This window comes from Biostraticola tofi, assembly GCF_004343195.1.
GTDB lineage: Bacteria > Pseudomonadota > Gammaproteobacteria > Enterobacterales > Enterobacteriaceae > Biostraticola > Biostraticola tofi.
Genome location: NZ_SMCR01000014.1, coordinates 31,579 through 55,407 on the forward strand (window position 1 = coordinate 31,579; position 23,829 = coordinate 55,407).

The window sequence follows — 23,829 nt, forward strand, 5'->3', positions numbered from 1 at the left end:
TGCCGTCCGCTACGATGAAAGGGGTAATCTGAGGGTGACCGTCAAACCGCCCAGGGGAGAGTGTGCGGCAGATAGCGTGCCGCCGTGGGCCTCAGCGATATTCTGGCAAATGGCCAGGCCAAGGCCTGATCCGCCGCTGGCTCGGTTACGCGAACCTTCCGCCCGGTAAAATCGCTCAAAGATGCGCGATAATTGCTGATCTTCTACGCCGGGCGCGCTGTCCTGCCAGTCTAGCTGCAGCCATTGGTCGCTGATTTCACCGCTGATAACGCCTTTTCCGCCGGCATCGGTATAACGCAGGCTGTTTTCCATCAGATTATGGAACAACTGGCTCAGGCGCATCTCATCACCGAAAATCCAAGCCTGCTGCGGCAGTGCGCAATGTAAGGAAATGTCTTTGGCGGCAAAACGGTCATTAAAGCCGGCGATAGCGATATGTACCAAATCGATGACATTAATACGTGACTTGCGATAAGCCAGCGCGCCTGAGTCGGATAATGCCAGCTGATGGAGATCATCCACCAGTTTGGTCAGCACGCTGACCTCCGACTGCAGGGAACTCAGGCTGTCGGGGGTCAGGCTGCGCACCCCGTCTTCAATGGCTTCAAGCTCTCCACGCAGCACCGCCAACGGGGTACGGAGCTCGTGCGAGACGTCGGCCATAAATGCCCGTCGCATGGTCTCGTTTTTATCCAGGGTGATTGCCAACTGGTTGAAGTCCTGGGCCAGCCTACCCAATTCATCTTCACTGCCGGTGGTGATGCGGGCAGAAAAATCACCGGCCGCCAGCCGGTGGGTGCCTCTGACCAGACGCTTCACCGGGGCCAGCAACACCCTGGCGGTCAGCCAGGCCACTGCCGCCGCCAGCAGTCCCGCCAGTAATACGATAAGCCAGCTGGTGCGGCGCTGCTGGCTGTCAAAATTGATATCGGCATTACGGGTCAGTCGTTCTACCGGTGTCGAAATCACCCAGCCTACGGTGTTGCCTGCCGACAGAATAGCGCGTCTGGGTCCCTCTTTGGGTAACGAGCTCTGCGGGCCGACCAATCGCTGATAATCAGCGTCTACCACCCATATCTGGGTACGCCAGCCATGAGGTGGCAGATTCTTACCCTCATCGGCATTCTGCTCGAATGAACGCAGCACCTGGAAAACAAATCGCTCGTTATTGCGCAGGAATGCCCAGTCACCATGTTGGCCGTACTGCTCCGATAGGGCGTTGGCCAGCAGAACGATACGCTGGTTGTTGCTGCGCTTGATGTAATCAATAAAGCCGCGCTCAAAACTTAATCTAACCCCCCAATGCATGATGATAATCACCAACATGCAGGTGGCCAGCAGCGCCAGGAACAGTTTTCCGGTGATGCCGAATTTCATGATGACCTCATTTGCGGTTTTCACGCCGGGACAACAGCGCACTCGGCGTCGAGTCAGTGGGAATACGGGCAAAAATCAGCGCCGGCAGCGCGATTATCAGCGCCATGCACAGATAGGTTGCCAGAAAAACCGGATGAATATCACCGGAACCGGCCGCGGTCAGGGGCAGGGCGAACGCACCCAGCAGCATGCCGGCGGTAGTGACGCCGAGGCTCATGGAGAGTTGCATAACCATCGACAACAGGCTGTTTCCGCCGCTGGCCAGGGCATCAGGCAAATCTTTCAGGGTGACGGTGTTCATACTGGTAAACCGCATGGCGTTGACCATCCCCTGGCACAATAAAATCACCGGCAGTGCATAGGTCCAGCCGGCCATCGCCGCCAGCGGGAATATCAGCGTGATGACCGACAGGGCGAGCGTAGCCCCGGTCAGTACCGCCCGGTAGCCGAACCGATTAACGATCTGCACAATCATTCTTTTGATGCCCATGCTGCCGAGTACCATGGGAATCATCATCAGCCCGGCATGAAACGGCGAAAAGCCCATGCCCAGTTGCAGGAACATCGGCGTCATAAACGGCAGCATGCCGCTGCCGATGCGCCCGAACAGGCTGCCAAGCAAACCGATTGAAAAGGTCGGCGTATCGAATAGCCTGAGATTGAACAGGGCCATATCATTGTGGCGGGCGTGAAGCCAGTAGCCGGTCAACGCCAGCACGCCGGTGATGGCCAGTATCGCTACCAGCCCCAGGCTCAGGCCGAGGGTTTTATGACCATCCAATGAAAGGGTCAGCGTGGCCATGCCCAGCGCCAGCAGCAGGAAGCCGAAAAGATCAAAGCCGGCGGCGGGCATGCGGTTATCGGGCATCAGTTTCCAGGTAACCACTGCGCCGATAATCCCCACCGGGACATTAATCAAAAAAATCCAGTGCCAACTGGCATACTCCACCAGCAGCCCGCCCAGTGCCGGCCCCATTAGTGGTCCGACCTGGCCGGGCAGTGTCACAAAGGCCATCGCCGCCATATACTGAGCCCGGGGAACAATTTTCAGTACCGTCAGTCGACCGATGGGCACCATCATCGCGCCGCCCACGCCCTGAATGACCCGGGCCATCACCAGCACATCCAGGCTTTGCGCCCGGGCGCATAACAGCGATCCTAAGGTAAACAGCACGATAGCGCTGAAGAACACCTTACGCACCCCGACCCGGTCCGCCAGCCAGCCGCTGGCGGGCAGCATTACTGCCACGGTCAGCACATAAGACACAATGACCGAATGCATGTGCAGCGGGTTTTCGTTCAGACTGCGGGCCATGGCGGGCAGAGCAGTATTGACGATGGTGGTATCCAGCGCCTGCATGAAAAAGCCAAATGCGACCGTCCACAACTGCCAGCGCACGGTAGTGGTTTGCGCCGCTTCCTGGGTGAGCGGCCGGCGAGTGAAAGGATGCCATCTCATCTGCCGGTCAACCCTGCTCAGTTGATGCAGAGCCATGCCTGGCCGCTCGACTCGCGGGGCGCAACTTATCAAAAAACAGGTATATCGCCGGCGTGGTGTAAAGGGTCAGTAATTGACTCATTACCAGGCCGCCGACGATGGTTATCCCCAGCGGCTGGCGCAATTCAGCCCCATCGCCGCTGCCGAGCACCAGCGGCAGCGCACCGAAAAGCGCCGCCAGGGTGGTCATCAGGATCGGCCTGAAACGCAGTTGGCATGACTGGAAGATAGCGTCAACCGCACTGATGCCGCCCTGCCTTTGCAGCGTCAAGGCAAAATCCACCATGATAATGGCATTTTTTTTGACGATACCGATTAGCAGCATGATACCGATCAGCGCAATCAGGCTGAACGGTGCGCTGAACAGCTCCAGCGCCAACAAGGCACCCACCCCGGCCGAGGGCAGGGTGGAAAGGATGGTCAGCGGGTGGATGTAGCTCTCGTAGAGTATGCCCAGCACAATATAGACCGTCGCCACCGCCGCCAGTATCAGGAACAGCTGTGACTGCTGGGTCTGCTGGAACACTTTGGCGGTGCCGGCAAAACTGCCGCGCACGCTGGAAGGCACCCCTAACTCGGTCATGGTGCGCTCGATGGCCTGCTCGGCATCGGCAAGCGTCATGCCCTGGGGCAGGTTGAATGAAATGGTGGACGACGCCGACAGTCCTTCGTGATTGACCGACAATGGGGCGTTAATCGGTTGCCAGCGCGCAAAGGAAGACAGCGGGATCGCGGCCCCCTGACTGTTGATGACAAACATGTTATCCAGCGCCGAAGGATCCTGGGTATAGGCCGGCGCCACCTCCATGACCACTTTATACTGATTGAGCGGCTGGTAGATGGTCGAAATCTGCTGCTGGCCAAAGGCGTTGTTCAGCAAGGCATTGATAGAGGATACCGACAACCCGAGCCGGGACAGCACATCCCGGTCGTAGATTATCCCCAGTTCGGCGCCTTTGTCCTGCTGGTCTGAATTGACATCGGCCAATTGGGGCAATTTGGCCAGCGCTTGACGGACGCGCGGCTCCCATTGCCTCAGATCCGCCAGGTCATCGGCCAGCAGGCTGTACTGATAGCCGGCATTAGACTCGCGTCCGCCGACCATAATGTCCTGCACCGCCATCAGGAACAGATTAGCCCCCGGCTCGCGGGCCAGCCTGGTGCGCAATCGGTCGATAACCTGTTGCGAGGACGCTTGGCGTTCCGCCAGCGGTTTCAGGGAAATAAACATTGAACCGCTGTTGACCCGCGATCCGCCGGTGAAGCCAGTGACATTATCCACCGCGGGATCCTGAGATACGATACGCATAAAATCCTGCAGCTTACCGCGCATCGCCTGGAAGGAAATGCTCTGATCGGCCTGGATGCCGCCCATCAGCCTGCCGGTATCTTGTTCAGGCATAAAGGTTTTGGGGATGGCGATATACAGCCAGACGTTAAGAGCGAGGGTCGCGATAAACAGCATCAGCACCCAGCGGGCATGTTTCAGTACCCAAAGCAGTGAGGCGGCATAGCCATCCTGCAGCTTTTGTAATGCTCTGCCGATGCTGAAGCGGCCTGGTGGGGCTGGTTGGCGCTTTCGCAACAGGCGGGCGCACAGCATCGGCGTCAGCGTCAGCGATACCACCAGGGAGATAAGGATCGATACCGACAAGGTGACGGCGAATTCACGAAACAGCCTGCCGGGCAGGCCGCCCATCAGTAGCAGAGGGATAAATACCGCCACCAGCGAGACGCTCATCGATACCACGGTAAAGCCGACTTCGCGCACCCCCTGCAGGGCGGCAGCCAGCGGTTTAAGCCCCTCCTCGACGTGGCGGGCGATGTTCTCTACCACGACGATAGCGTCGTCCACCACAAAACCGGTGGCGATGGTGAGGGCCATCAGGGAAATATTGTTCAGGCTGAAATCGCACAGGTACATAGCGGCAAAGGTGCCGATAAGCGAGACCGGTACCGCCAGCGCCGGGATAAGTGTGGCGCGCCATGAACGCAGGAACAGAAATACCACCAGGATGACCAGCGCCACGGCGATAACCAGCGATTGCTCCACTTCGTCCAGCGAAGCGCGAATGGTCGGCGAACGATCCTGGGCAACATTCAGCGTCAACGCCGCCGGGATGGTCTGCTGCAGCGCCGGCAGGCTGGCGCGGATATTATCCACCGTCGAGATGATATTGGCATCCGGCGAGCGGCGGATGATGATAAGTACCGCCGGCTTGGCATTGGCCATCCCGGCGTTGCGCACGTCCTGCACCGAATCACGGACATCCGCCACATCCTTAAGCCTAACGGCGGCACCGTTATGGTAATGGACAATCAGCGGCTGATAGTCGGATGCGGTTTTAAGGGCGTCATTACTCTGGATTTGCCAGCGCGAATTATTATCCGCCAGCGAGCCTTGCGGGCGTCTGACGTTGGCCTGGCTGATGGCTTGCCTGACTTGGTCCAGGGAGACGCCCTGATTGAATAACGCCTGGGGATTGAGGTCGACCCTGACGGCCGGCAGCGAGCCGCCGCCGACGGTAACGTCGCCTACCCCGTCCAGTTGGGAAATTTTCTGCGCCAGCTGGGTCGAGGCGATATCGTAAAGCTGTCCTTGACTGTAGGTATCCGAGGTCAGCGACAAGATCATGACCGGCGCATCGGATGGATTGACTTTGCGGTAGCGCGGGCGGCTCGGCATGCCGGTCGGCAGCAGGCTCTGGGCGGCATTTAATGCCGCCTGAACGTCTCTGGCAGCGCCGTTAATGTCCCGATCGTAATCGAACACCAGGATAATACGGCTGCTGCCCAGGCTGCTGGAGGAACTCATTTCATCGACGCCGGCTACCCGTCCCAGCGCCCGCTCCAGCGGGGTGGTGACCGATGAAGCCATGGTTTCAGGCGCCGCGCCCGGCAGAGAAGCGCTGACCAGAATGACCGGAAACTCCACCTGGGGCAGCGGCGCCACCGGCAGCAGTCTGAAACCCAGTACCCCGCAGAGGGTTATCGCCAGCATCAGCAGCAGCGTAGCGACCGGACGATAAATAAACAGGGCGAAAAATCTCATGTCGCCGCCGATCGGCGACGACTGCCGCTCTGCGCGAGCCGGTCAAACAGCAGATAGATAACCGGCGTGGTAAACAACGTCAACACCTGGCTGACGATAAGCCCGCCTACCATGCAGATACCCAGCGGCTGGCGCAGTTCGGCGCCGGCCCCGGTGCTGAACATCAGCGGCAGCGCGCCGAACAGCGCCGCAAACGTGGTCATCAGGATCGGGCGAAATCGCAGCAGGCAGGCCTGGAAGATGGCGTCCAGTGGCGCCATGCCTTTCTCCCGCTCAGCCGCCAGGGCAAAGTCGATCATCATGATGGCGTTTTTCTTGACGATGCCGATCAGCAGAATGATGCCGATGATGGCAATAACGTCCAGCTCCCTGCCGGCCAGCATCAGCGCCAGCAGCGCCCCGACGCCGGCGCTGGGCAGGGTGGAGAGAATGGTGACCGGATGAATGAAACTTTCATACAGGATCCCCAGCACGATATACATGGCGATGATAGCGGCAACAATAAGCCAGACGGTACTGTTGAGCGCCGCCTCAAATGCCAGGGTGCTGCCCTGGAACCGGGTGGTGATGCTGGACGGCATTTCCAGCGCTTGCTCGGCCTGGGTTATGGCGCTGACCGCGTCGCCAAGGGAAACGCCAGGCGCCAGGTTGAACGCCACGGTGGCGGCCGGAAACTGCTCAAGGTGATCAATGGATAGCGGACCCTGGCGATGTTCTATCGTAGCAAGGGTGCTCAACGCCACATTGTGGCCGTCGCTGCCAAGCAGTCGGATATCCTGCAGCGCCGCCAGGCCGGGGTTGGCCTCGGTATTCTGTTCCAGCACTACCCGATATTGATTGGCCTGGGTATAGATGGTGGATACCAGACGCTGGCCGAAGGCGTTGTAGAGCGCATTGACCACATCGGTCATGCTGATGCCCAAACGGGCGGCGGTGTCCCGGTCGACGTTGAGATAGACCTCCGGCCCCTTGTCCTGCAGGTCGCTTGCCACATCGCGGATCTGCGGCAATTGACCGAGTGCGGTCAGCAGCGGCGGCATCCATTTACTTAAATCCTCCAGCGACATGGCCTGCAGGGTAAACTGGTATTGGGTGCGTGACGTCTGGGTATCGATGGTCAGGTCCTGGACCGGCTGGAGAAACAGCTGGCTGCCGGTGAGGTGCGAGGTGGACTGCTGCAGCCGTGCGATTACCGGCCTGATGCGGTCGCTGCGCTCGCCCAGCGGCTTGAGATTGATCTGCAGCCTGCCGCTGTTAAGCGTTGCATTGGTGCCATCCACGCCAATTTGCGATGAGACGCTTTGCACTGCCGGATCGCGCATGATGACGGAGACAACTGCCTGCTGACGCCTGGCCATATTGTCGAATGACACGCTCTGCGGCGCCAAGACAGTGCCCTGGATCACCCCATTGTCCTGCAATGGAAAGAAGCCCTTCGGGATAAGCAGATAAAGCGCCACGGTCAGCGCCAGCGTGCCAAGGGTGACCGACAGGGTGAGCCAGGGATGAGCCAGCACCCGCCGCAGCAGACGGCCATAGCCGGCGACCAGGCGTTCAAACTGTCGTTCTGTATACTGGCTAAAGCGATTTTGCCGGCGCAGGGCGGCCGGATTAAGCATCCGGGCACACATCATCGGCGTCAGACTCAGAGAGACCACCGCCGAAATAAGGATGGCGACGGCCAAGGTGACGGCAAACTCTCGGAACAGCCGGCCGACGATATCGCCCATAAACAACAGCGGAATCAATACCGCGATCAGTGAAAACGTCAAAGAGATGATGGTAAAGCCTATCTCTCCCGCGCCCTTGAGCGCCGCCGCCATCGGTTTTTCGCCTTGTTCGATGTAGCGGGAAATGTTTTCAATGACCACGATGGCGTCATCCACCACGAAACCGGTGGCAATGGTCAGGGCCATCAACGTCAGGTTATTGACCGAGAAGCCGAGAAACACCATTACGCCAAAGGTACCGACCAGCGACAAGGGCACGGCGATGGCCGGAATAAAGGTGGCTGCCGCATTGCGCAGGAACAGATACATCACCATTACTACCAGGGCAATGGAAAGCAGCAGTTCAAACTGTACATCACTGACCGAGGCGCGGATATTTTCGGTGCGATCGGTTAACAGCGACACCTCGACTGACTTTGGCAGACTGGCGGTGAGGGAGGGAAGCAGGGCGCGGATACTGTCGGCGGTGTCGATGACGTTGGCACCGGGCTGGCGCTGTACATTCAGAATGATCGCCTGCTGGCGGTTGGACCAGGCGCCCAACTGAGTGTTCTCAGCTCCCTGTTGAATGGTAGCCACATCGCCCAGGCGCACCGGTGCGCCATTCTGCCACGAAATAATCAGCCGGCGGTATTCTTCGGCGGATTTCATCTGGTCATTGGCCGAAAGCGTCACTGACCGTTCCGGTCCGTCCAGGCTGCCTTTGGCCGAATTGACATTAGCGCCGTTGATTGCGCTGCGCACCGTTTCACTGTCCAGTCCATAGGCCGCAAGCGCAGGGGCATTAAATTTGACCCGTACCGCCGGACGTAGGCCGCCGGAAATGGATACCAGGCCTACACCGGCTACCTGGGATATTTTCTGCGCCACCCGGGTTTCGACCATATCCCGTACCTGGGTCATGGCCACCGAGGTGGAGGTGACCGCCAGGGTCATGATTGGCGGGTCAGCCGGGTTTACTTTGCTGTAAACCGGCGGATTGGGCAAATCCTCAGGCAACAGGTTAGAGGCATTGTTCACCGCTGACTGGACTTCCTGCTCGGCGACATCCAGCGGCAGTTCCAGTTGAAACTGCAGGGTAATGACCGATGCCCCGCCTGAGCTGCGGGAAGACATTTGCTTGAGCCCAGACATTTGACCGAATTGACGCTCCAGCGGGGCGGTAATGGCTGAGGTAACGACATCCGGGCTGGCACCCGGATAGAGAGTGACGACCTGGATGGTAGGGTAGTCCACCTCGGGCAGGGCCGAAACCGGCAGTGCCCGGTAGCCCATGATACCGGCTAGCAGAATGGCGATCATGATAAGCGTCGTCGCCACCGGACGCAGTATAAACCAGCGTGAGGGGCCGCCGTGGCCGCTATCGGGCAACACCTGCATCAGGATTTTTCCCCGCGACGTTCAGGTGTCGCCCCGGGCGCAGAGGCTACCCCGGGGGTGACGACCTCGACTTGCGCGCCCTCCGTCAGTCGGTCAATGCCGTCAGTTACCACCCGCTGTCCTGCCTGCAGCCCGGCGGTGATAACCACCTGGCTACTGTCCTGAGGCCCGGTGGTGACGCGTTTCTGACTGACTTTGCCGTCGTCGTTGATGACCCAGACAAAATGTCCTTCATTGCTCATCTGCAGCGCTGCTGGCGGTATCACGATGGCATCCTGCAGCGTGCCGACCTTGAGCCTGACATTGACAAACTGATTGGGAAACAGGCTGTCATCCTGGTTATCGAAGCGGGCCTTGAGTTTTACCGTGCCGGTGGTGACATCAATCTGGTTATCCATACTGTGCAGCCGGCCTTCAGCCAGTTTGACCTGGTTGGCCCTGTCCCAGACTTCGGCCCCAAGGGCGCTGCCGGAACGCTGCCCGGCAATGACGCTGGCGATATCACCTTCGGGCAGAGTAAAAAGTACGTCTATCGGCTGGGTCTGGGTCAATACGACGATGCCGGTGGTGTCGCCGCTGGAAATCTGGTTGCCGACATCGACCTGGCGCAAGCCGGCCCGGCCATCGAATGGCGCGGTGATGCGGCTGTAGGTCAGTTGCAGCTCGGCGCTGGCGACCGCTGCCTGGTCGGCCTGCAGCGTGCCTTCGTACTCGCGTACTGTCGCTTGCTGGGCATCCATCTGCTGCTGGGAAACCAGATGGGTCTTCACCAATTGCTGATAGCGGGCCAGGTCCCGGCGCGCGTTGGCCAGGGTCGCTTGATCTCGGGCCAGTTGCCCGCGTGCCTGCAGTAGCTGTACTTCAAAAGGACGCGCGTCGATTTGGGCCAGTAACGCGCCGGCCTTCACCTGCTGGCCTTCCTGAAAATGCAGCGACATTAATTGTCCATCAACCCGGCTGCGCACCGTCACCACTGCGGCGGGCGTCACGGTACCCAATCCATTCAAGTATTGCGCCACTGCTTTGCTTTGCACCGCCGCTGCCTGTACCGGCGGCACAGCCCTGCCGGGCCGACCATCACGCCCGTGGCCTGATGCGGCAGCCACTGACTCTCCTTGGGCCGATGGCGAGCGGGAGGCGTCAAAATGACGCCAAATCGCATATCCGGCAACGATAACAATCAACAGCAGCATAAGGCCAGCAAAGCGTCCAATGCGATAAGCCTTCATGTCTTAATTTTCCGAAAAAGATAAGTGATGATTAATAGCAAGGATCGCATGTTCCTGATAAAAGGAAAACCATACATCGATTGTAGTCAGAAATGAGGCTGTAAAAATGGAGGAACTGTGGATTATTTTCCCAGAGAGGGGAGTCGAAAAGGTAAAAACGTGGTAACTCCCGGGTAATCGTGTTACCCGGGATCGGGTGCTCAATGCGGAACCGAGACGTCGATATCGCCAAAATATTTCTTGGAAAGAATGGATACCGTATCGCGATTTTTTACCTCGGCGATGGCTTTATTGAGCTGCTGCTTGAGCGCTTCGTCCCCTTTACGGATGCCGAAGGCAATGCCGCTGCCCAGGATTTTGTCATCGCTGACCGCATCGCCGACAAAGGCATAGCCTTTACCCAGCGGCTGGGACAGGAAACCTGATTGCCCGGCCGGCGCCAGCACCAGCGTACCGTCCAGACGGCCCGCTGTCAGATCCAGGTAAATCTGATTCTGGTCCTGGTAGGGCACCACATTTACCCCGTGGGGCGCCCAGTGGGCAGCGGCATAGGATTCCTGAATCGAGCCCTGCAGGACACCGATATTTTTACCTGCCAACGCTTCGGCCGCAGGCCGCAGGTTGCTGTTGGCGCGAGCGATGAGCCTACTCGGTACCCGATAAATCACATCAGTGAAGTCAATCGCCTGGCGACGTTTTTCCGTCACATTCATCGCCGAATTGATCGCATCGAATTTACGGCTCTGCAGCCCGGGAATAAGGCTGTCAAAGGAGGTATCAACCCATTCGCATTTGACCTTGGCAGCCTGGCAGACGGCGTTACCCAGATCGATATCAAACCCTTCGAGGGCGCCATTGGCCGTTTTAGACTCAAATGGCGGATAAAGTGCCTCCAGACCGAAACGGATTTTACCCTCATCCGCCGATGCCGAAAGGGCGGCAAATCCGCAGGACAGCATCAGCAATTGCGTCAGTTTTTTCATCGTATACCCATTAAGTGTGGTGTAGCGTGCTGGTGAGTGTTTGCCAAACCGCGGCCCTGAACCAAGGTTAACCCGGTTGCCAGGCGCAAAGCCTTCGTGCCCCTTCGCGCAGCGTGTCATGGTCTTTGGCAAAACTGAGTCTTATCATGCCGGTATCGGCGCCGTCGTGGTAAAAGGCAGCCAGCGGTATCGATGATACTTTGGCATCTCTTATCAGGCGCAGCACCATAGCGTTGTCGCTTTCGGATGAAAAATGGCTGAACTTGGCCAGCACAAAGAATCCCCCTTTGCTGGGCAGAAGCTCGAAGGCGGAATGACTGAGCGCATTGACCAGCACATCACGACGCTGTTGATAGGCAGCGGCCAACCCGAGATAACTTTGCGGATTGGCCAATGCCTGGACGAACGCGTACTGCATCGGCGTGTCGGCAGAGAACACCATGAACTGATGAATTTTACGGATTTCATCCATCAGTTCGGCCGGCGCCAGGCAATACCCGACCCGCCAGCCGGTCACGCCGTAGGTTTTTCCGAAGGAGGACACCACCACGCTGCGTTCCGCCAGCGCGGGATAGCTGGCCATACTGCGATGCAGCTCGCCGTCAAATACCACATGTTCATACACTTCATCCGACAGGATGACGATATCGGTACGTTGCGTCAGGTCGGTAAGACGGTCGATATCCTGTTGACTGAACACCATACCGGTCGGGTTATGGGGGCTGTTGACAATGATCATCCGGGTTCGCGGGGTGATTGCCGCCGCCACCTCATCCCAGTCGATAGTCAGGGTCTGCAGGCAGATTTTAATCGGTATCGGTTCCGCACCCTGTAACCGGGTAATCGGCGCGTAACTGTCGAAGGCCGGCTCAAAATAGATCACTTCATCACCGGGATGCACCAGAGCGCTGATGGCGCTGTAAAGTCCCTGGCTGGCGCTGGCAATAACGGTGATTTCGGTCTGCGGATGGTAAACAATGCCGTGCTGGCTGTGTACTTTGGTGGAAAGCGCGTCTCGCAGGGCGGGTAAGCCAGGCATGGCGGCATATTGGTTATGTCCGGCGCGCATGGCATGGGCGGTCGCGTTGACCAGCAGCGGATCACAGTCAAAATTGGGCGATCCGGCGGAGAGGTTCAGCGCATCATGTTCTGCGCTGAGCTGGCCTATCAACGTAAAAATAGTGGTGCCGACTTCAGGTAACTTGGTGCGGGATGAAATAGCGCTCCGCATGGCCGCCGTCCTCCTGGGGTGACTACAGATGTCATTTGATTAAGCAATAGATTTACTGTGACCACAATCGAATCTTTGTCATACTTACCATGCATCAGGATCATGGCTTATCACCGGGTAGCAGACAGAAATGATGAATCTTCCTTCGCTGGACGTGCTGAAAACCTTCGCGGTGGTTGCCGGGACGCTTAATTTTACCCATGCCGCCAGCCGGCTGCATATCACCCAGGGCGCCGTCAGCCGCCAGATTGCCGGACTGGAACAACAGCTCGGCTACCCACTGTTTGTGCGACAGGCGAGAGGATTGTGCCTTACCGAACAAGGCGCCCAGTTATTGGCCCCGCTTCAACAGGCGCTGGGGCAGATAGCGTCCAGTCTCGAGCGCGTGAACCGCGCGCCAGGCACGCTGCGGGTGAAGTGTCCGACTTGCGCCATGCGTTGGTTATTGCCCCGGGTTATCAACCTGCAAAATCTGCATCCTGAAATAGACATAGCCCTGACCACTTCAATTTCCCATGGCGTAAATTTCGAACGGGAGCATTTCGATGCGGCCGTGGTGTTCGGCCGTTTTGACCCTAAAAAAGTCCAGGCGCTGACCCTGTTTGACGAAGTGCTGACGCCGGTGTGCATCCCGTCGTTATGGTCCGGCGAGACTGACCCTCAACTGGCGCTGGCAAATAAAACCTTGCTCCATCCCACCCGCGACAGACGCGACTGGCAGTCATGGCTGCAGGTCGCTGGACGCAAGGCGCTTCCCGCAGCCAAAGGACAGCATTTTGATACCCTTGACCTGGCGATGACCGCCGCACTGCAGGGATATGGCATTGCCATAGGGGATGTGTGCCTGCTTGAATCCGAGCTGAAGAATGGCCAACTGATTGCCCCTTTCGCCGCTTGCCTGCAAAGTGGTGCAAGCTATTGGCTGATTTATCCTGAGCAAAAAGTGATCCCGCCGGCCCTGGCACTGTTGGTTAGCTGGCTGACGCAACAGGCGGCCGACACCCGCCTTCAGTTGAACCATCATCTGTCGCGGAGACGGCTTTTTCGAACCGGTAAACGTTAATGCTATCAAGGAGATCTACATGGAAACCAGAATTTTAGGCCGCAGCGGTATCGAGGTACCCAAACTGACATTTGGCGGTAATGTCTTCGGCTGGACGGTCGATGAAGCTCAGTCGTTCACTCTGCTGGACTCTCTGGTCGAGCGGCAGTTGAATTTTATTGATACCGCGGACGTCTATTCCGCCTGGGTAGAGGGAAACCAGGGCGGTGAATCGGAAACCATCATCGGCAACTGGCTCAAACGCAGCGGCAAGCGCGACAGGATCATTCTGGCGACCAAGGTAGGCAAGCCGATGGGCGACGACCGGAAAGGGCTATCGGCATCCTATATCACACAGGCGGTGGAGGCCTCCTTGCGCCGTCTGCAGACTGACTATATCGACTTGTATCAATCCCACGATGATGACCAGTCAGTCTCGCTGGAAGAAACGCTCAGCGCGTTTGACAGCTTGATTCAGCAAGGTAAGGTGCGGGTGATCGGCGCCTCGAACTACAGCGGCCCCCGTTTTGCCGAAGCGCTGCGCATCAGCGAACAGAACGGGCTAGCGCGTTATGAAACCCTGCAGCCGGAATACAACCTGTATGATCGACAGGCTTACGAAGAGCAACTGGAGCCGGTAGTGGCGGCTCACGGCGTAGGTGTGATCAATTATTATGCCTTGGCCAGTGGATTTCTGTCGGGAAAATACCGCGCCCGCGAAGATGCCGGCAAAAGCAAACGCGGCCAGAGCGTAGTGGATCGTTATCTTAACGATCGCGGCACTGCCATCCTGAATGCCCTGGACGCTGTCAGCGAGGAACACCGGGTCACACCGGCACAGGTGGCTTTAGCCTGGCAGATGAAGCGTCCATCAATCACCGCACCGATTGCCAGCGCCACCTCAGTGGAGCAATTGGATGATCTTTATAATGCGACTCAGCTGACGCTCAGTGATCAGGACTATCAGACGCTCGCCGAGGCCAGCGCCTGGTAATTGTTTGCTGCCCAGCGGGTCATCCTCTGAGCGTTGATAATTCCTGTCCCTCAGCCTGATAGGCTGGCCTGAACCTTGCATAAAATCTTTTTTATCAATCCGTTCTCCAGCCTATGATTGCAGTGATGTCATGCCAGACAATACCGTAGCTGTTGCTGTTGCCGTACCCGCTAATGATGACCCCAATGGTTGGTCAGGCCATCTGTCGCTGGGCTTTGCGCTGCGCCAGGGGCGCACTGTGATGGTGCGCCGCCGGCATCAGGGCCCATTTATGGTGCAGCGGCCTTTTTATCCTGAATCAGACCTGCCCCATGTCTATTTACTGCATCCGCCCGGCGGCGTGGTCGGCGGCGACAGCTTGACGCTGGATGTCTGCCTGGCGCAGGGGAGCCATGCGTTGCTTACCATGCCGGGAGCAACCAAGTTTTACCGCAGTGCCGGTCCAATCGCCCGCCTGACACAGCATTTCACCCTGGCGCAAGGCAGTACGCTTGAATGGCTGCCGCAGGGGAATATTTTTTTTCCCTACGCCAACGTGCATATGGATACGGTATTCAGTCTGGCGGCCGGCGCCCGACTGATTGGTTTTGAAACCCACTGTCTTGGCCGTCCGGTGCTGGATGAATCTTTTATTGGAGGGACGCTGGATGCCCGTCTGCGCATTGCCCTGCCTGCGTCCTGCGGCTTGTCAGAAAGACTAGGCATCATCGATGGCGTGCTCGATATTGTGGGCGGTTTTCCGCTTTGTGGAACGCTTTTTGCCTACCCTGTTGATCCCAGCCTGCTGGAGAAAGTGAGAGAACGGCTGCGGCACTCGGCGCTGCCGGCCGCCGGCGCCACCTTGATCGATGACCTGTTGATGGTGCGCCTGCTGGACCATGATAATCAACGGTTGCAGGGGCTGCTGCACGCTATCTGGACACTGCTGCGCCCGGCTATGCTGGGGAGAAATGCAATAATTCCCCGTATTTGGGCCACCTGAGGAGAAGATCATGCAATTGTCGCCACGAGAAAAGGACAAGCTATTACTTTTCACCGCAGCGCTGCTGGCGGAACGCCGCATGGCCCGTGGACTGAAACTGAATTACCCGGAAGCGGTGGCGCTTATCAGCGCGGCCATTCTGGAAGGTGCCCGTGATGGCCTGACGGTAGCCGAGCTGATGGGGCGGGGCAGGGAAGTACTGACCAGAGACGATGTCATGGAGGGCATCGCGGAAATGTTAACCGATGTTCAGGTTGAAGCCACGTTCCCGGACGGCACCAAACTGGTGACGGTCCATGATCCGATAATCTGACAGAAGCAGGCAAGGTTATGATCCCAGGTGAAATGAATATTGCCGATGGCGATATAGCGTTAAATGCCGGACGTACAAAGGTTACCGTTACTGTGGCTAACCATGGCGATCGGCCGGTGCAGGTGGGTTCCCATTTTCATTTTTTCGAGGTTAACCCGGCATTGAAATTTGACCGAGCAAAGACCCGCGGGTTCAGACTGGATATCGCGGCCGGCACCGCAGTGCGGTTCGAGCCCGGCCAGTCTCGCGATGTTACGCTGGTGGCCTATGCCGGCAAACGTGAGGTATGGGGATTTCGCGGAGAGATAATGGGAAAACTGGAGCCCTCGTCATGAGCCGTATTTCGCGTCGCGCTTATGCCGATATGTTCGGTCCGACGGTAGGGGACAGGGTTCGCCTGGCCGACACTGAATTGTGGATTGAGGTCGAGCAGGACTTCACCCATTACGGAGAAGAAGTGAAGTTCGGCGGCGGTAAAGTCATCCGCGACGGTATGGGACAAGGTCAGATGACCGCGGCATTTTCGGTCGATCTGGTCTTGACCAATGCGCTGATTATCGATCACTGGGGTATCGTCAAGGCAGATATCGGCATCAAGGACGGCCGTATTGTCGCCATTGGCAAGGCCGGTAATCCGGATGTCCAGCCCAGTGTCACCATTCCCATCGGTCCTGGCACCGAAGTCATCGCGGCTGAAGGAAAAATAGTGACCGCCGGCGGCATCGATGCCCATATCCATTTCATCTGTCCGCAACAGGCGGAAGAGGCTATCTGTTCGGGGGTAACCACCATGATAGGCGGCGGCACCGGTCCTGCCGCCGGCACCAACGCGACCACCTGCACGCCCGGGCCCTGGTATCTGGCCAGGATGCTGCAGGCGGCAGAGGCTCTGCCGGTCAATGTCGGTTTTACCGGTAAAGGCAACGCCTCGCGCCCTGAAGCACTGGTGGAACAGGTGGAGGCCGGCGCTATCGGTCTCAAGCTGCATGAGGATTGGGGCACCACGCCTGCGGCCATTGACTGTTGCCTGAGCGTGGCCGACCAGTATGATGTCCAGGTCGCCATCCATACCGATACCCTGAATGAAGCCGGGTTTGTCGAGGACACCCTGGCGGCGATAGGCAACCGTACTATTCATACTTATCATACCGAAGGGGCCGGCGGCGGCCATGCGCCCGATATCATCAAGGTATGCGGCTTTAGCAACATATTGCCTTCATCGACCAATCCGACCATGCCGTATACCATCAACACCATTGATGAACATCTGGATATGCTGATGGTGTGCCATCATCTTGATGCCGGCATCGCCGAAGATGTGGCTTTTGCCGAATCACGCATCCGCCGGGAAACCATCGCTGCTGAAGATATACTGCATGATTTGGGGGCGTTTGCCATGCTGTCCTCTGATTCCCAGGCGATGGGGCGGGTCGGGGAGGTTATCCTTCGCACTTGGCAGTCGGCGCATAAAATGAAGGTGCAGCGCGGTCCACTGCCTGAAGACAGTGAGCGGAACGATAATTTCCGGGTGAAGCGCTATATAGCCAAGTACACCATCAATCCAGCGATTACCCACGGGATTTCCCATGAGGTGGGCTCGCTGGAGCCGGGTAAGCTGGCTGATCTGGTGCTGTGGTCGCCGGCATTCTTCGGCGTCAAGCCAGCTTTGGTTATCAAGGGCGGTATGATTGCCATGGCGCCGATGGGTGATCCCAATGCATCGATTCCTACGCCCCAGCCGGTGCATTATCGGCCGATGTTCGGCGCTTTGGCTGGGGCTCGCCATGCTACCCGCATGACATTTATGCCCCAGACGGCGGTAGCCAGCGGATTAGCGACCACCCTTGGGTTGACCAGTCTGATTGGCGAAGTGCGCGGCTGCCGGCAGGTAAAAAAAGCCGACATGGTAAACAATAGCTGGCAACCGACCATTGATGTCGATTCTCAGACTTACCAAGTGCGCGCCGATGGCCAGTTGCTCACCTGTGAACCGGCGAAGGTATTGCCGATGGCCCAACGCTATTTTCTCTTTTGACCGTTGAGTAACGCTACTTATGATTATGTTAACCAAGCGATTGGACCATGCGCACCAGACTACCGCTACCGTCACGCTGGATCTGGATACCCGCATTAAAAGCCGCGCCCAGGTGATACTGGACGATGGACGGGAAGCGGGCATTATGCTGCCGCGCGGGCACCTTATTCGCGGCGGCGAACTGCTGACCGATGATCAAGGCCGTGAAGTGATCAGGGTCATTGCCGCGCTGGAGTCGGTATCCACCGTGATTACCGACGATGCGCTGCTGCTGGCCAAGGTCTGTTATCACCTGGGTAATCGACACGTGCCGCTGCAGATTGCCGAAGGTTGGCTACGTTACCAGCATGACCATGTGCTGGACGAGATGGTACGTGGACTCGGCGTGAAGATAACCGCCGGACAAGCGGCGTTTGAACCGGAGGCCGGCGCCTACCAGAGCGCCCCTCATAGCCACAGCCATCACCATCACTGATGATGCCGGATAATCTTGCGCTACTGCGTCTGATGCAGTTGACCAGCGCCAATTTACCGGTAGGCGGCTTTACCTATTCTCAGGGGCTGGAGTGGGCGGTAGAGGCGGGCTGGGTCGCAGATGACCTGGCGTTCTCACGCTGGCAGCGCCTTAGCCTGGCGAATACACTCACCGCAGTGGACTGGCCATTGCTTATCCGTCTGTATAAGGCGTGTGAACAGCAGGACAGCACGGCTTTTGCCCATTGGGCCGAGCTGCTGCTGGCCAGTCGGGAAACCGGTGAATTGCGCAGCGAAGAGCGGCAGCGCGGTAAGGCGCTGGCGCGGTTGATCACTGAATGGGACGATTTGCCGCTCAGCGGTCACTGGCTTACCTCTTTGAGCAGTTGCCAGCTTGCCGGCATTGCCTGGCTGGGATGGCACTGGCGCATTCCGCTGCCGGCATTAGCCATGGGGTATGGCTATAACTGGCTGGAAGGCAGCGTCATGGCGGGTCTGAAGCTGGTGCCTTTCGGTCAGCAGAAGGCTCAGCAACTGCTGCTCACCCTTTCACCGTTGCTGCCTGCGGCCTATCGTCAGGCTCTTGATCTCAGCGATGAAGCTATCGGGGGCAGTTTTGTGCTGCAGGCGATTGCCTCAGCCTGCCATGAAACACAATATTCGCGGCTGTTCCGCTCTTGAAACTGCAGGGTCAGAAGAAGGGCAGCGGATCGCGCCACATCGGCATAACCACCCTTCAGGGGGAATGATGGAACAGTATAAACAACCGTTACGGGTCGGCGTCGGCGGCCCGGTAGGCTCGGGTAAAACGGCACTGCTGGAAGTATTGTGCAAGAGGTTGCGCGCCCGCTATCAGTTGGCGGTAGTGACCAATGATATCTATACCAAAGAAGATCAGCGCATCCTGACCGAAGCCGGCGCACTGGAGGCGGACAGAATTGTGGGCGTTGAAACCGGCGGCTGCCCTCATACCGCCATCCGTGAAGATGCGTCGATGAACCTGGCGGCGGTCGAAGATTTAGCGCGTAAATTTGGCAATCTGGATATTATTTTCGTGGAAAGCGGAGGGGATAATCTCAGCGCCACCTTCAGCCCTGAACTGGCCGACCTGACTATTTATGTGATAGATGTCGCCGAGGGGGAAAAAATCCCGCGCAAAGGGGGGCCAGGCATCACCAAATCCGATTTCCTGGTGATCAATAAAATCGATTTGGCGCCCTATGTGGGGGCGTCGCTGGCGGTGATGGAACAGGATACCAACCGTATGCGTCCGGAACGTCCCTGGGCGTTTACCAATCTGAAAACCGGTACCGGCTTGGACAGCCTGATAGGCTTTATTATCAAGAAGGGGCTGTTAGCGGATTAATCGCTATCCAGCCCCCTGCCCTGCCTGGCGGCTTGGCAGCAATCAGGCGCCGAACTGGCGTTGGGCCCAGCGGGCCAGTCCGGCGGTGACTGAACCAAAGTCATCGCCGCCGGCCAGCGGGATGCCCGGCAGGCTGCGCGCAATCTCACGCCGCAGCAGCGGCGAACGGGCACTGCCGCCGGTCAGGTAAATGACGTCGGGACGGGGCATGCCGCCCATTTGCAGCACTTCATCAACCTGCTCCTGGATGCGGGCCATCGGCTGGCGGATGGCCTCCTCGAGCTCAGACTGATCAATCCGCGCTTCAAGATCCGGCTTGATAAACGCCAGCGATGCCCGCGACTGATCGCAGTCAGACAGCGCAATTTTGCTTTCTTCCGCAGAGCGGACCAAACGATGGCCGAGCCTCTGCCGATAGACTTTTAGTAGTCCTTCCAGCCGGTCGGTATCGACCGCATCAAGCAGCAACTCTCGCAGCAAACGGCCGTTCGCCGCGCTGTAAAATTCACTTTGCGCCGGGATATCGTTGATGGCAATTGCCTGCCAGAATGGCAAGACCGGCAGCACCCGGTTTTTCTGGGTCTGGCCGCCCATACCCAGACTGGGCATCAATTGTTTAAAGGCGAGCATAATATCCAGATCGTTACCGCCGACCCGACAACCGCTGTGACCGAGCAGACTGAGGCTGCGATCGCGTTGCTGCCGCCATTCAGGGCCCATCAGCAGCAGCGAGCAGTCGGTCGTCCCGCCGCCGATATCGACCACCAGCACCCGTTTCTCTTCGGTCAGGGTGGTTTCAAAATCGAGGCCTGCCGCTACCGGTTCGAATTGAAAGGCAATATCTTTGAAACCGGCCCGCTCGGCGGCCCGTTGGAGGATCCCCTGAGCCTGCCGGTTGGCGTCTTCACCGCCGGTGCCCTGGAAGTTGACCGGGCGGCCGATCATCGCCTGGGTGATAGCCTTGCCGCAGGCGGCCTCCGCCTGCTGGCGAATGTGGCGCATCATCGCACAGACCAGATCCTCAAACAGGGCTATCTGCTGGGGCTTGAGGCCATTGGCGCCAAGAAAGGATTTGGGTGAATTAACAAAATAGACGTCGTCAGGATCGTCGATATACTGCGCCAGCGCTCGCTGTCCAAACAGCAGAGACTGCGGGTTCAGCTCAATATCTTCTTCCCGGTTGAAGCTGATGGCGCGCTGCAGCAATTGCTGGTTCTCACTGCTGCCGGTCGGCACTTGCCAGAAGCGGTGCAGGTATTCACTCACTGACTCGCGGGTCGGCGCGCACAGCATAGAACCCATATAAGGTGATGTGCCGTCCAGCGGCAGCAGGGTAGGGGTATCTCCTGCCATCACTGCGACTGAACAATTTGCGGTGCCGTAGTCAAATCCGATAAACATGGGTGCCTCCCGATGCCTGTGAGGCACGGGACTTTACCTGAATGTTTATCGGCAGGCAATTACCGAACAGCAGCAGATCACGGCTGGTGGAGACAGACACGCCCACGGCCGCCGTGCTTGGCGGCATAGCAGGCAGTATCCGCTTGCCGCAGCAGTTCCGCCGGATGGGCGTTGGCGGCGGTTATCCAGGTGATGCCGGCACTGGCGCCTACCTGGTAGGTTTTTCCTTGCCAGTGAAAAATATAATCATTGATAGCCTGAACCACCCTGAGCACCAACGCTTGGGCATCGATGACACTGCAGTCCAGCAAAATAAAGCCAAATTCATCGCCGCCGAGTCGGGCCACCAGATCATCATGACGCACGTTATGCTGCATCAGAGAGCCCAATTCGATCAGCAATTGGTCTCCTGCCGCATGGCCTGCGCCGTCATTGATGTGTTTGAAACGATCCAGGTCGAGGAAGACCAGAATATGCTGTCGTTTTTCATTCACCGCCAACCCCAGGGCTTGGGTCAGCTGGGTCTCGAAGTTTGCCCGGTTCGGTAGTCCGGTTAATACGTCATGCAGCGCGTTATAACGTAGCTGCTGCATCAGATTGCGCGCTTCGCTGACATCCTTTATCACCAGCACCGCTCCCAAGGTATCGCCGTGCAGGTTGGTCAATACCGCACTGTGCCGCTGCACATCATACGTTTTGCCATTTCGACAATGCAGCGCCAGCATCTGATCTATGGCCGAACCGGGGCGGCCTTCATCTATTTCGCACTGCAGCGACGTATCAAGCCTTGGGCCCGCTGCGCCCAGGCTGATGTGCAGCAGGGAATCGATAGGTTTTCCCCGGGCTTGGGCCAGCGGCCAACCGGTCATTCTTTCGGCCACCGGGTTCATAAACACCACGCATAAATCGGTATCGATTGAAATCACTGCATCGCCAATAGAATCGAGCGTGATATGCAGCCGCTCTTTTTCTTCATACAGCGCTTCGGTCAACCTGGCGACATGGGTGATGTCAAGATTGACGCCGATCATCCGGGTAACTTGGCCGTTATCGTCGATCTGCAGGCTGGCATGGGTATAGATATGACGCAGCTCCTGATGACGGGTACGGATATTAAACTCGAACATAAAAGGCTTATGCTCATTGAGCGCCTCATCCAGTTTCTGCCTGACCGGCTCGCGGTCTTCAGGGATGATCAGTGAAAACCAGAACGCTTCATCAGGGGCCTCTTCCGGGGTGACATCATAGATTTCCCTCATCCGCTTGTCCCAGCTGATATGCCCGGTGGTGGTATCATATTCCCAGATACCGACACCGCCTGCTTCATTGGCAAGGGTAACCCGTTCCATCAGCCGTTGGTTGGTCAGCGCAGTCTGTTTGAAGATGGTAATATCTTCTACCTGAGAGATAAAATAGAGCGGCATCTGGTTTTCATCTCGGACCATCGATACCGCCAGTAGCGCCCAGACCTTTTCGCCATCGCGCCGGATATAACGCTTTTCCAGGGTATAACTTTCAATTTTACCGGCAACCAGATCAGCCAATTGCGCCAGATCGGTGGTCAAATCCTCCGCGTAAGTAATATCCTGAAAGGTCAACGTTTTCATCTGTTCTTCGCTGTAGCCCAGAAACTGGCAAAGCGACTTGTTGACCCGCAGCCATACCCCATCCAGCGACACTATGGCCATACCAATGGCTGAGTAATCCATGGCTTGTCGGAAACGGGTTTCGCTTTCCAGAATGCCGCGCCGTTCCTTCTTGAAGGTATAGACCGCCAGAGCCATGCAGTGGGCCGGGATAAGGACCATTATCAGTGGGATATTCAACGTGATAACGCTATCGAGTTGATAAGGGACTTTATAAGCGATAACACCATGGCTCAACGCCTGATACAAAATAAGCATTGTCAGCAAAAATAGGCTGAAAGCTTCAAACCGCTGAACGCTGATGGCAATGATGAGTAAAGGTAAAATAATAAATGTGTAGGGAAACGGCAGATAGGCCAGCGCCATAAAAGACACTGCCAACATCAGCACCAGCAGGCCGACCATCTCCAGCAGCGTCCTGGGATGATGGAGAATTCGAGTCAGCAGTCCTTTCTTATAGAGCAGTCCGACTGGCGAAATGATCAGGATACCCAGCGCTTCAGCACTAAACCAGTGAAAAACGTGGTCGAGCAAACCCTCGCTGAGCACCGGTGTGAAGTAACCTGCAACAAGCCCCCCCAGCATCGGCGTTAATATGGCTGACGTCACAAAGAATTTCATCCAGGCCTGAATATTCTCCAGCGGATCGGCAGGGTTGAGCAGACGCTGGAGCAGCCAGGCGGCGAAGGCAGCTTCAGCCAGGGTCACCAATATAGGTATTATGAGTGGCACAAACACAGTGCTTGTCAGCCATTGGGCCAGGCACTGTACTGTGCCGAAGCACACCAGCAGCGCCGGCCAGTGACCGATTTTACAGCGAAACAGAATCGGGATTACGGCAGCGGTGGAAAACCACAGCGGTTTGAGGCCATCAGGGCCGGAAGGCAGGGTTGAGCACACCAGTGACAAAACAAATACCCAGGCAGCAGCAGCGATTAACATGATCTGCATGGTCGGTGGCTGACGCGGCAGGGCAATATTACTGGTTTGCATAAAGATATCCCTAACAGTCCTAACATAAGGATAGCACTGATATATAGTAGCTCGTCAGTTATCAGCGCCAATAGTTTGGGGATTTCACTAACAAAGTGATTAG

18 protein-coding genes are annotated in these 23,829 nt (G+C 57.5%); 9 read left to right on the forward strand and 9 right to left on the reverse strand.

The genetic code is table 11. The features are described from left to right. Window positions 1-9: 9 nt before the first annotated feature. The 7 genes from baeS to EDC52_RS18365 all read right to left on the reverse strand — a co-directional run bounded on the left by baeS (window position 10) and on the right by EDC52_RS18365 (window position 12,480). A complete protein-coding gene (gene baeS / locus EDC52_RS18335) occupies window positions 10-1,377 on the reverse strand; it encodes an envelope stress sensor histidine kinase BaeS (RefSeq protein ID WP_131867572.1) in 1,368 nt (455 codons plus the stop codon). A 7-nt stretch (window positions 1,378-1,384) separates the two neighbouring features. Then, window positions 1,385-2,836 (reverse strand): multidrug transporter subunit MdtD, encoded by a 1,452-nt coding sequence (gene mdtD / locus EDC52_RS18340; RefSeq protein ID WP_131867574.1) that lies wholly within the window; start codon window positions 2,834-2,836, stop codon window positions 1,385-1,387. Between the two features lie 7 nt (window positions 2,837-2,843). Next, window positions 2,844-5,927, reverse strand: coding sequence for a multidrug efflux RND transporter permease subunit MdtC (gene mdtC, locus EDC52_RS18345; RefSeq protein WP_131867576.1), 3,084 nt, complete (start codon window positions 5,925-5,927; stop codon window positions 2,844-2,846). Further along, window positions 5,924-9,037, reverse strand: a complete 3,114-nt coding sequence (locus EDC52_RS18350; protein WP_131867578.1) for an MdtB/MuxB family multidrug efflux RND transporter permease subunit — start codon at window positions 9,035-9,037, stop codon at window positions 5,924-5,926. Before EDC52_RS18350 ends, mdtC begins: the two co-directional genes overlap by 4 nt. Continuing rightward, on the reverse strand, window positions 9,037-10,266 hold the full coding sequence (locus tag EDC52_RS18355) for an MdtA/MuxA family multidrug efflux RND transporter periplasmic adaptor subunit (protein ID WP_131867579.1): 1,230 nt from the start codon (window positions 10,264-10,266) through the stop codon (window positions 9,037-9,039). Before EDC52_RS18355 ends, EDC52_RS18350 begins: the two co-directional genes overlap by 1 nt. 200 nt (window positions 10,267-10,466) lie before the next feature. Further along, window positions 10,467-11,249 carry an ABC transporter substrate-binding protein gene (locus EDC52_RS18360; RefSeq protein WP_131867581.1) on the reverse strand — a complete coding sequence of 261 codons (783 nt, stop codon included), beginning with the start codon at window positions 11,247-11,249 and terminating at the stop codon, window positions 10,467-10,469. 67 nt (window positions 11,250-11,316) lie between these two features. Continuing rightward, complete coding sequence (locus tag EDC52_RS18365) at window positions 11,317-12,480, reverse strand: methionine aminotransferase (RefSeq protein ID WP_131867583.1); 1,164 nt, start codon at window positions 12,478-12,480, stop codon at window positions 11,317-11,319. Window positions 12,481-12,610: 130 nt separating this feature from the next. Between EDC52_RS18365 and EDC52_RS18370 the strand changes: the two genes are divergently transcribed. The 9 genes from EDC52_RS18370 to ureG all read left to right on the forward strand — a co-directional run bounded on the left by EDC52_RS18370 (window position 12,611) and on the right by ureG (window position 19,686). After that, window positions 12,611-13,543 (forward strand): LysR substrate-binding domain-containing protein, encoded by a 933-nt coding sequence (locus EDC52_RS18370; RefSeq protein ID WP_131867585.1) that lies wholly within the window; start codon window positions 12,611-12,613, stop codon window positions 13,541-13,543. 19 nt (window positions 13,544-13,562) lie between these two features. Next, window positions 13,563-14,516, forward strand: a complete 954-nt coding sequence (locus EDC52_RS18375; RefSeq protein WP_131867587.1) for an aldo/keto reductase — start codon at window positions 13,563-13,565, stop codon at window positions 14,514-14,516. Window positions 14,517-14,646: 130 nt separating this feature from the next. Then, complete coding sequence (locus tag EDC52_RS18380) at window positions 14,647-15,498, forward strand: urease accessory protein UreD (RefSeq protein WP_131867588.1); 852 nt, start codon at window positions 14,647-14,649, stop codon at window positions 15,496-15,498. A 10-nt stretch (window positions 15,499-15,508) separates the two neighbouring features. Next, window positions 15,509-15,811 carry an urease subunit gamma gene (locus EDC52_RS18385; protein WP_131867590.1) on the forward strand — a complete coding sequence of 101 codons (303 nt, stop codon included), beginning with the start codon at window positions 15,509-15,511 and terminating at the stop codon, window positions 15,809-15,811. A 17-nt stretch (window positions 15,812-15,828) separates the two neighbouring features. Then, on the forward strand, window positions 15,829-16,146 hold the full coding sequence (locus EDC52_RS18390) for an urease subunit beta (RefSeq protein WP_131867592.1): 318 nt from the start codon (window positions 15,829-15,831) through the stop codon (window positions 16,144-16,146). Then, window positions 16,143-17,846, forward strand: coding sequence for an urease subunit alpha (gene ureC / locus EDC52_RS18395; protein ID WP_131867593.1), 1,704 nt, complete (start codon window positions 16,143-16,145; stop codon window positions 17,844-17,846). Before EDC52_RS18390 ends, ureC begins: the two co-directional genes overlap by 4 nt. A gap of 19 nt (window positions 17,847-17,865) precedes the next feature. Continuing rightward, complete coding sequence (ureE, locus tag EDC52_RS18400) at window positions 17,866-18,321, forward strand: urease accessory protein UreE (RefSeq protein WP_131867595.1); 456 nt, start codon at window positions 17,866-17,868, stop codon at window positions 18,319-18,321. Window positions 18,322-18,323: 2 nt separating this feature from the next. Continuing rightward, window positions 18,324-19,001, forward strand: coding sequence for an urease accessory protein UreF (locus tag EDC52_RS18405; RefSeq protein WP_131867650.1), 678 nt, complete (start codon window positions 18,324-18,326; stop codon window positions 18,999-19,001). Between the two features lie 67 nt (window positions 19,002-19,068). Beyond that, a complete protein-coding gene (gene ureG, locus EDC52_RS18410) occupies window positions 19,069-19,686 on the forward strand; it encodes an urease accessory protein UreG (protein WP_131867652.1) in 618 nt (205 codons plus the stop codon). A 42-nt stretch (window positions 19,687-19,728) separates the two neighbouring features. On the opposite strand, the gene yegD is transcribed toward ureG, so the two are convergent. Then, the gene (yegD, locus tag EDC52_RS18415) at window positions 19,729-21,087 is read right to left on the reverse strand and encodes a molecular chaperone (RefSeq protein WP_131867597.1); all 1,359 of its coding nucleotides are present in this window, start codon (window positions 21,085-21,087) and stop codon (window positions 19,729-19,731) included. Between the two features lie 77 nt (window positions 21,088-21,164). Continuing rightward, window positions 21,165-23,726, reverse strand: coding sequence for a PAS domain S-box protein (locus EDC52_RS18420; protein WP_131867599.1), 2,562 nt, complete (start codon window positions 23,724-23,726; stop codon window positions 21,165-21,167). Between the last annotated feature and the right edge of the window lie 103 nt (window positions 23,727-23,829).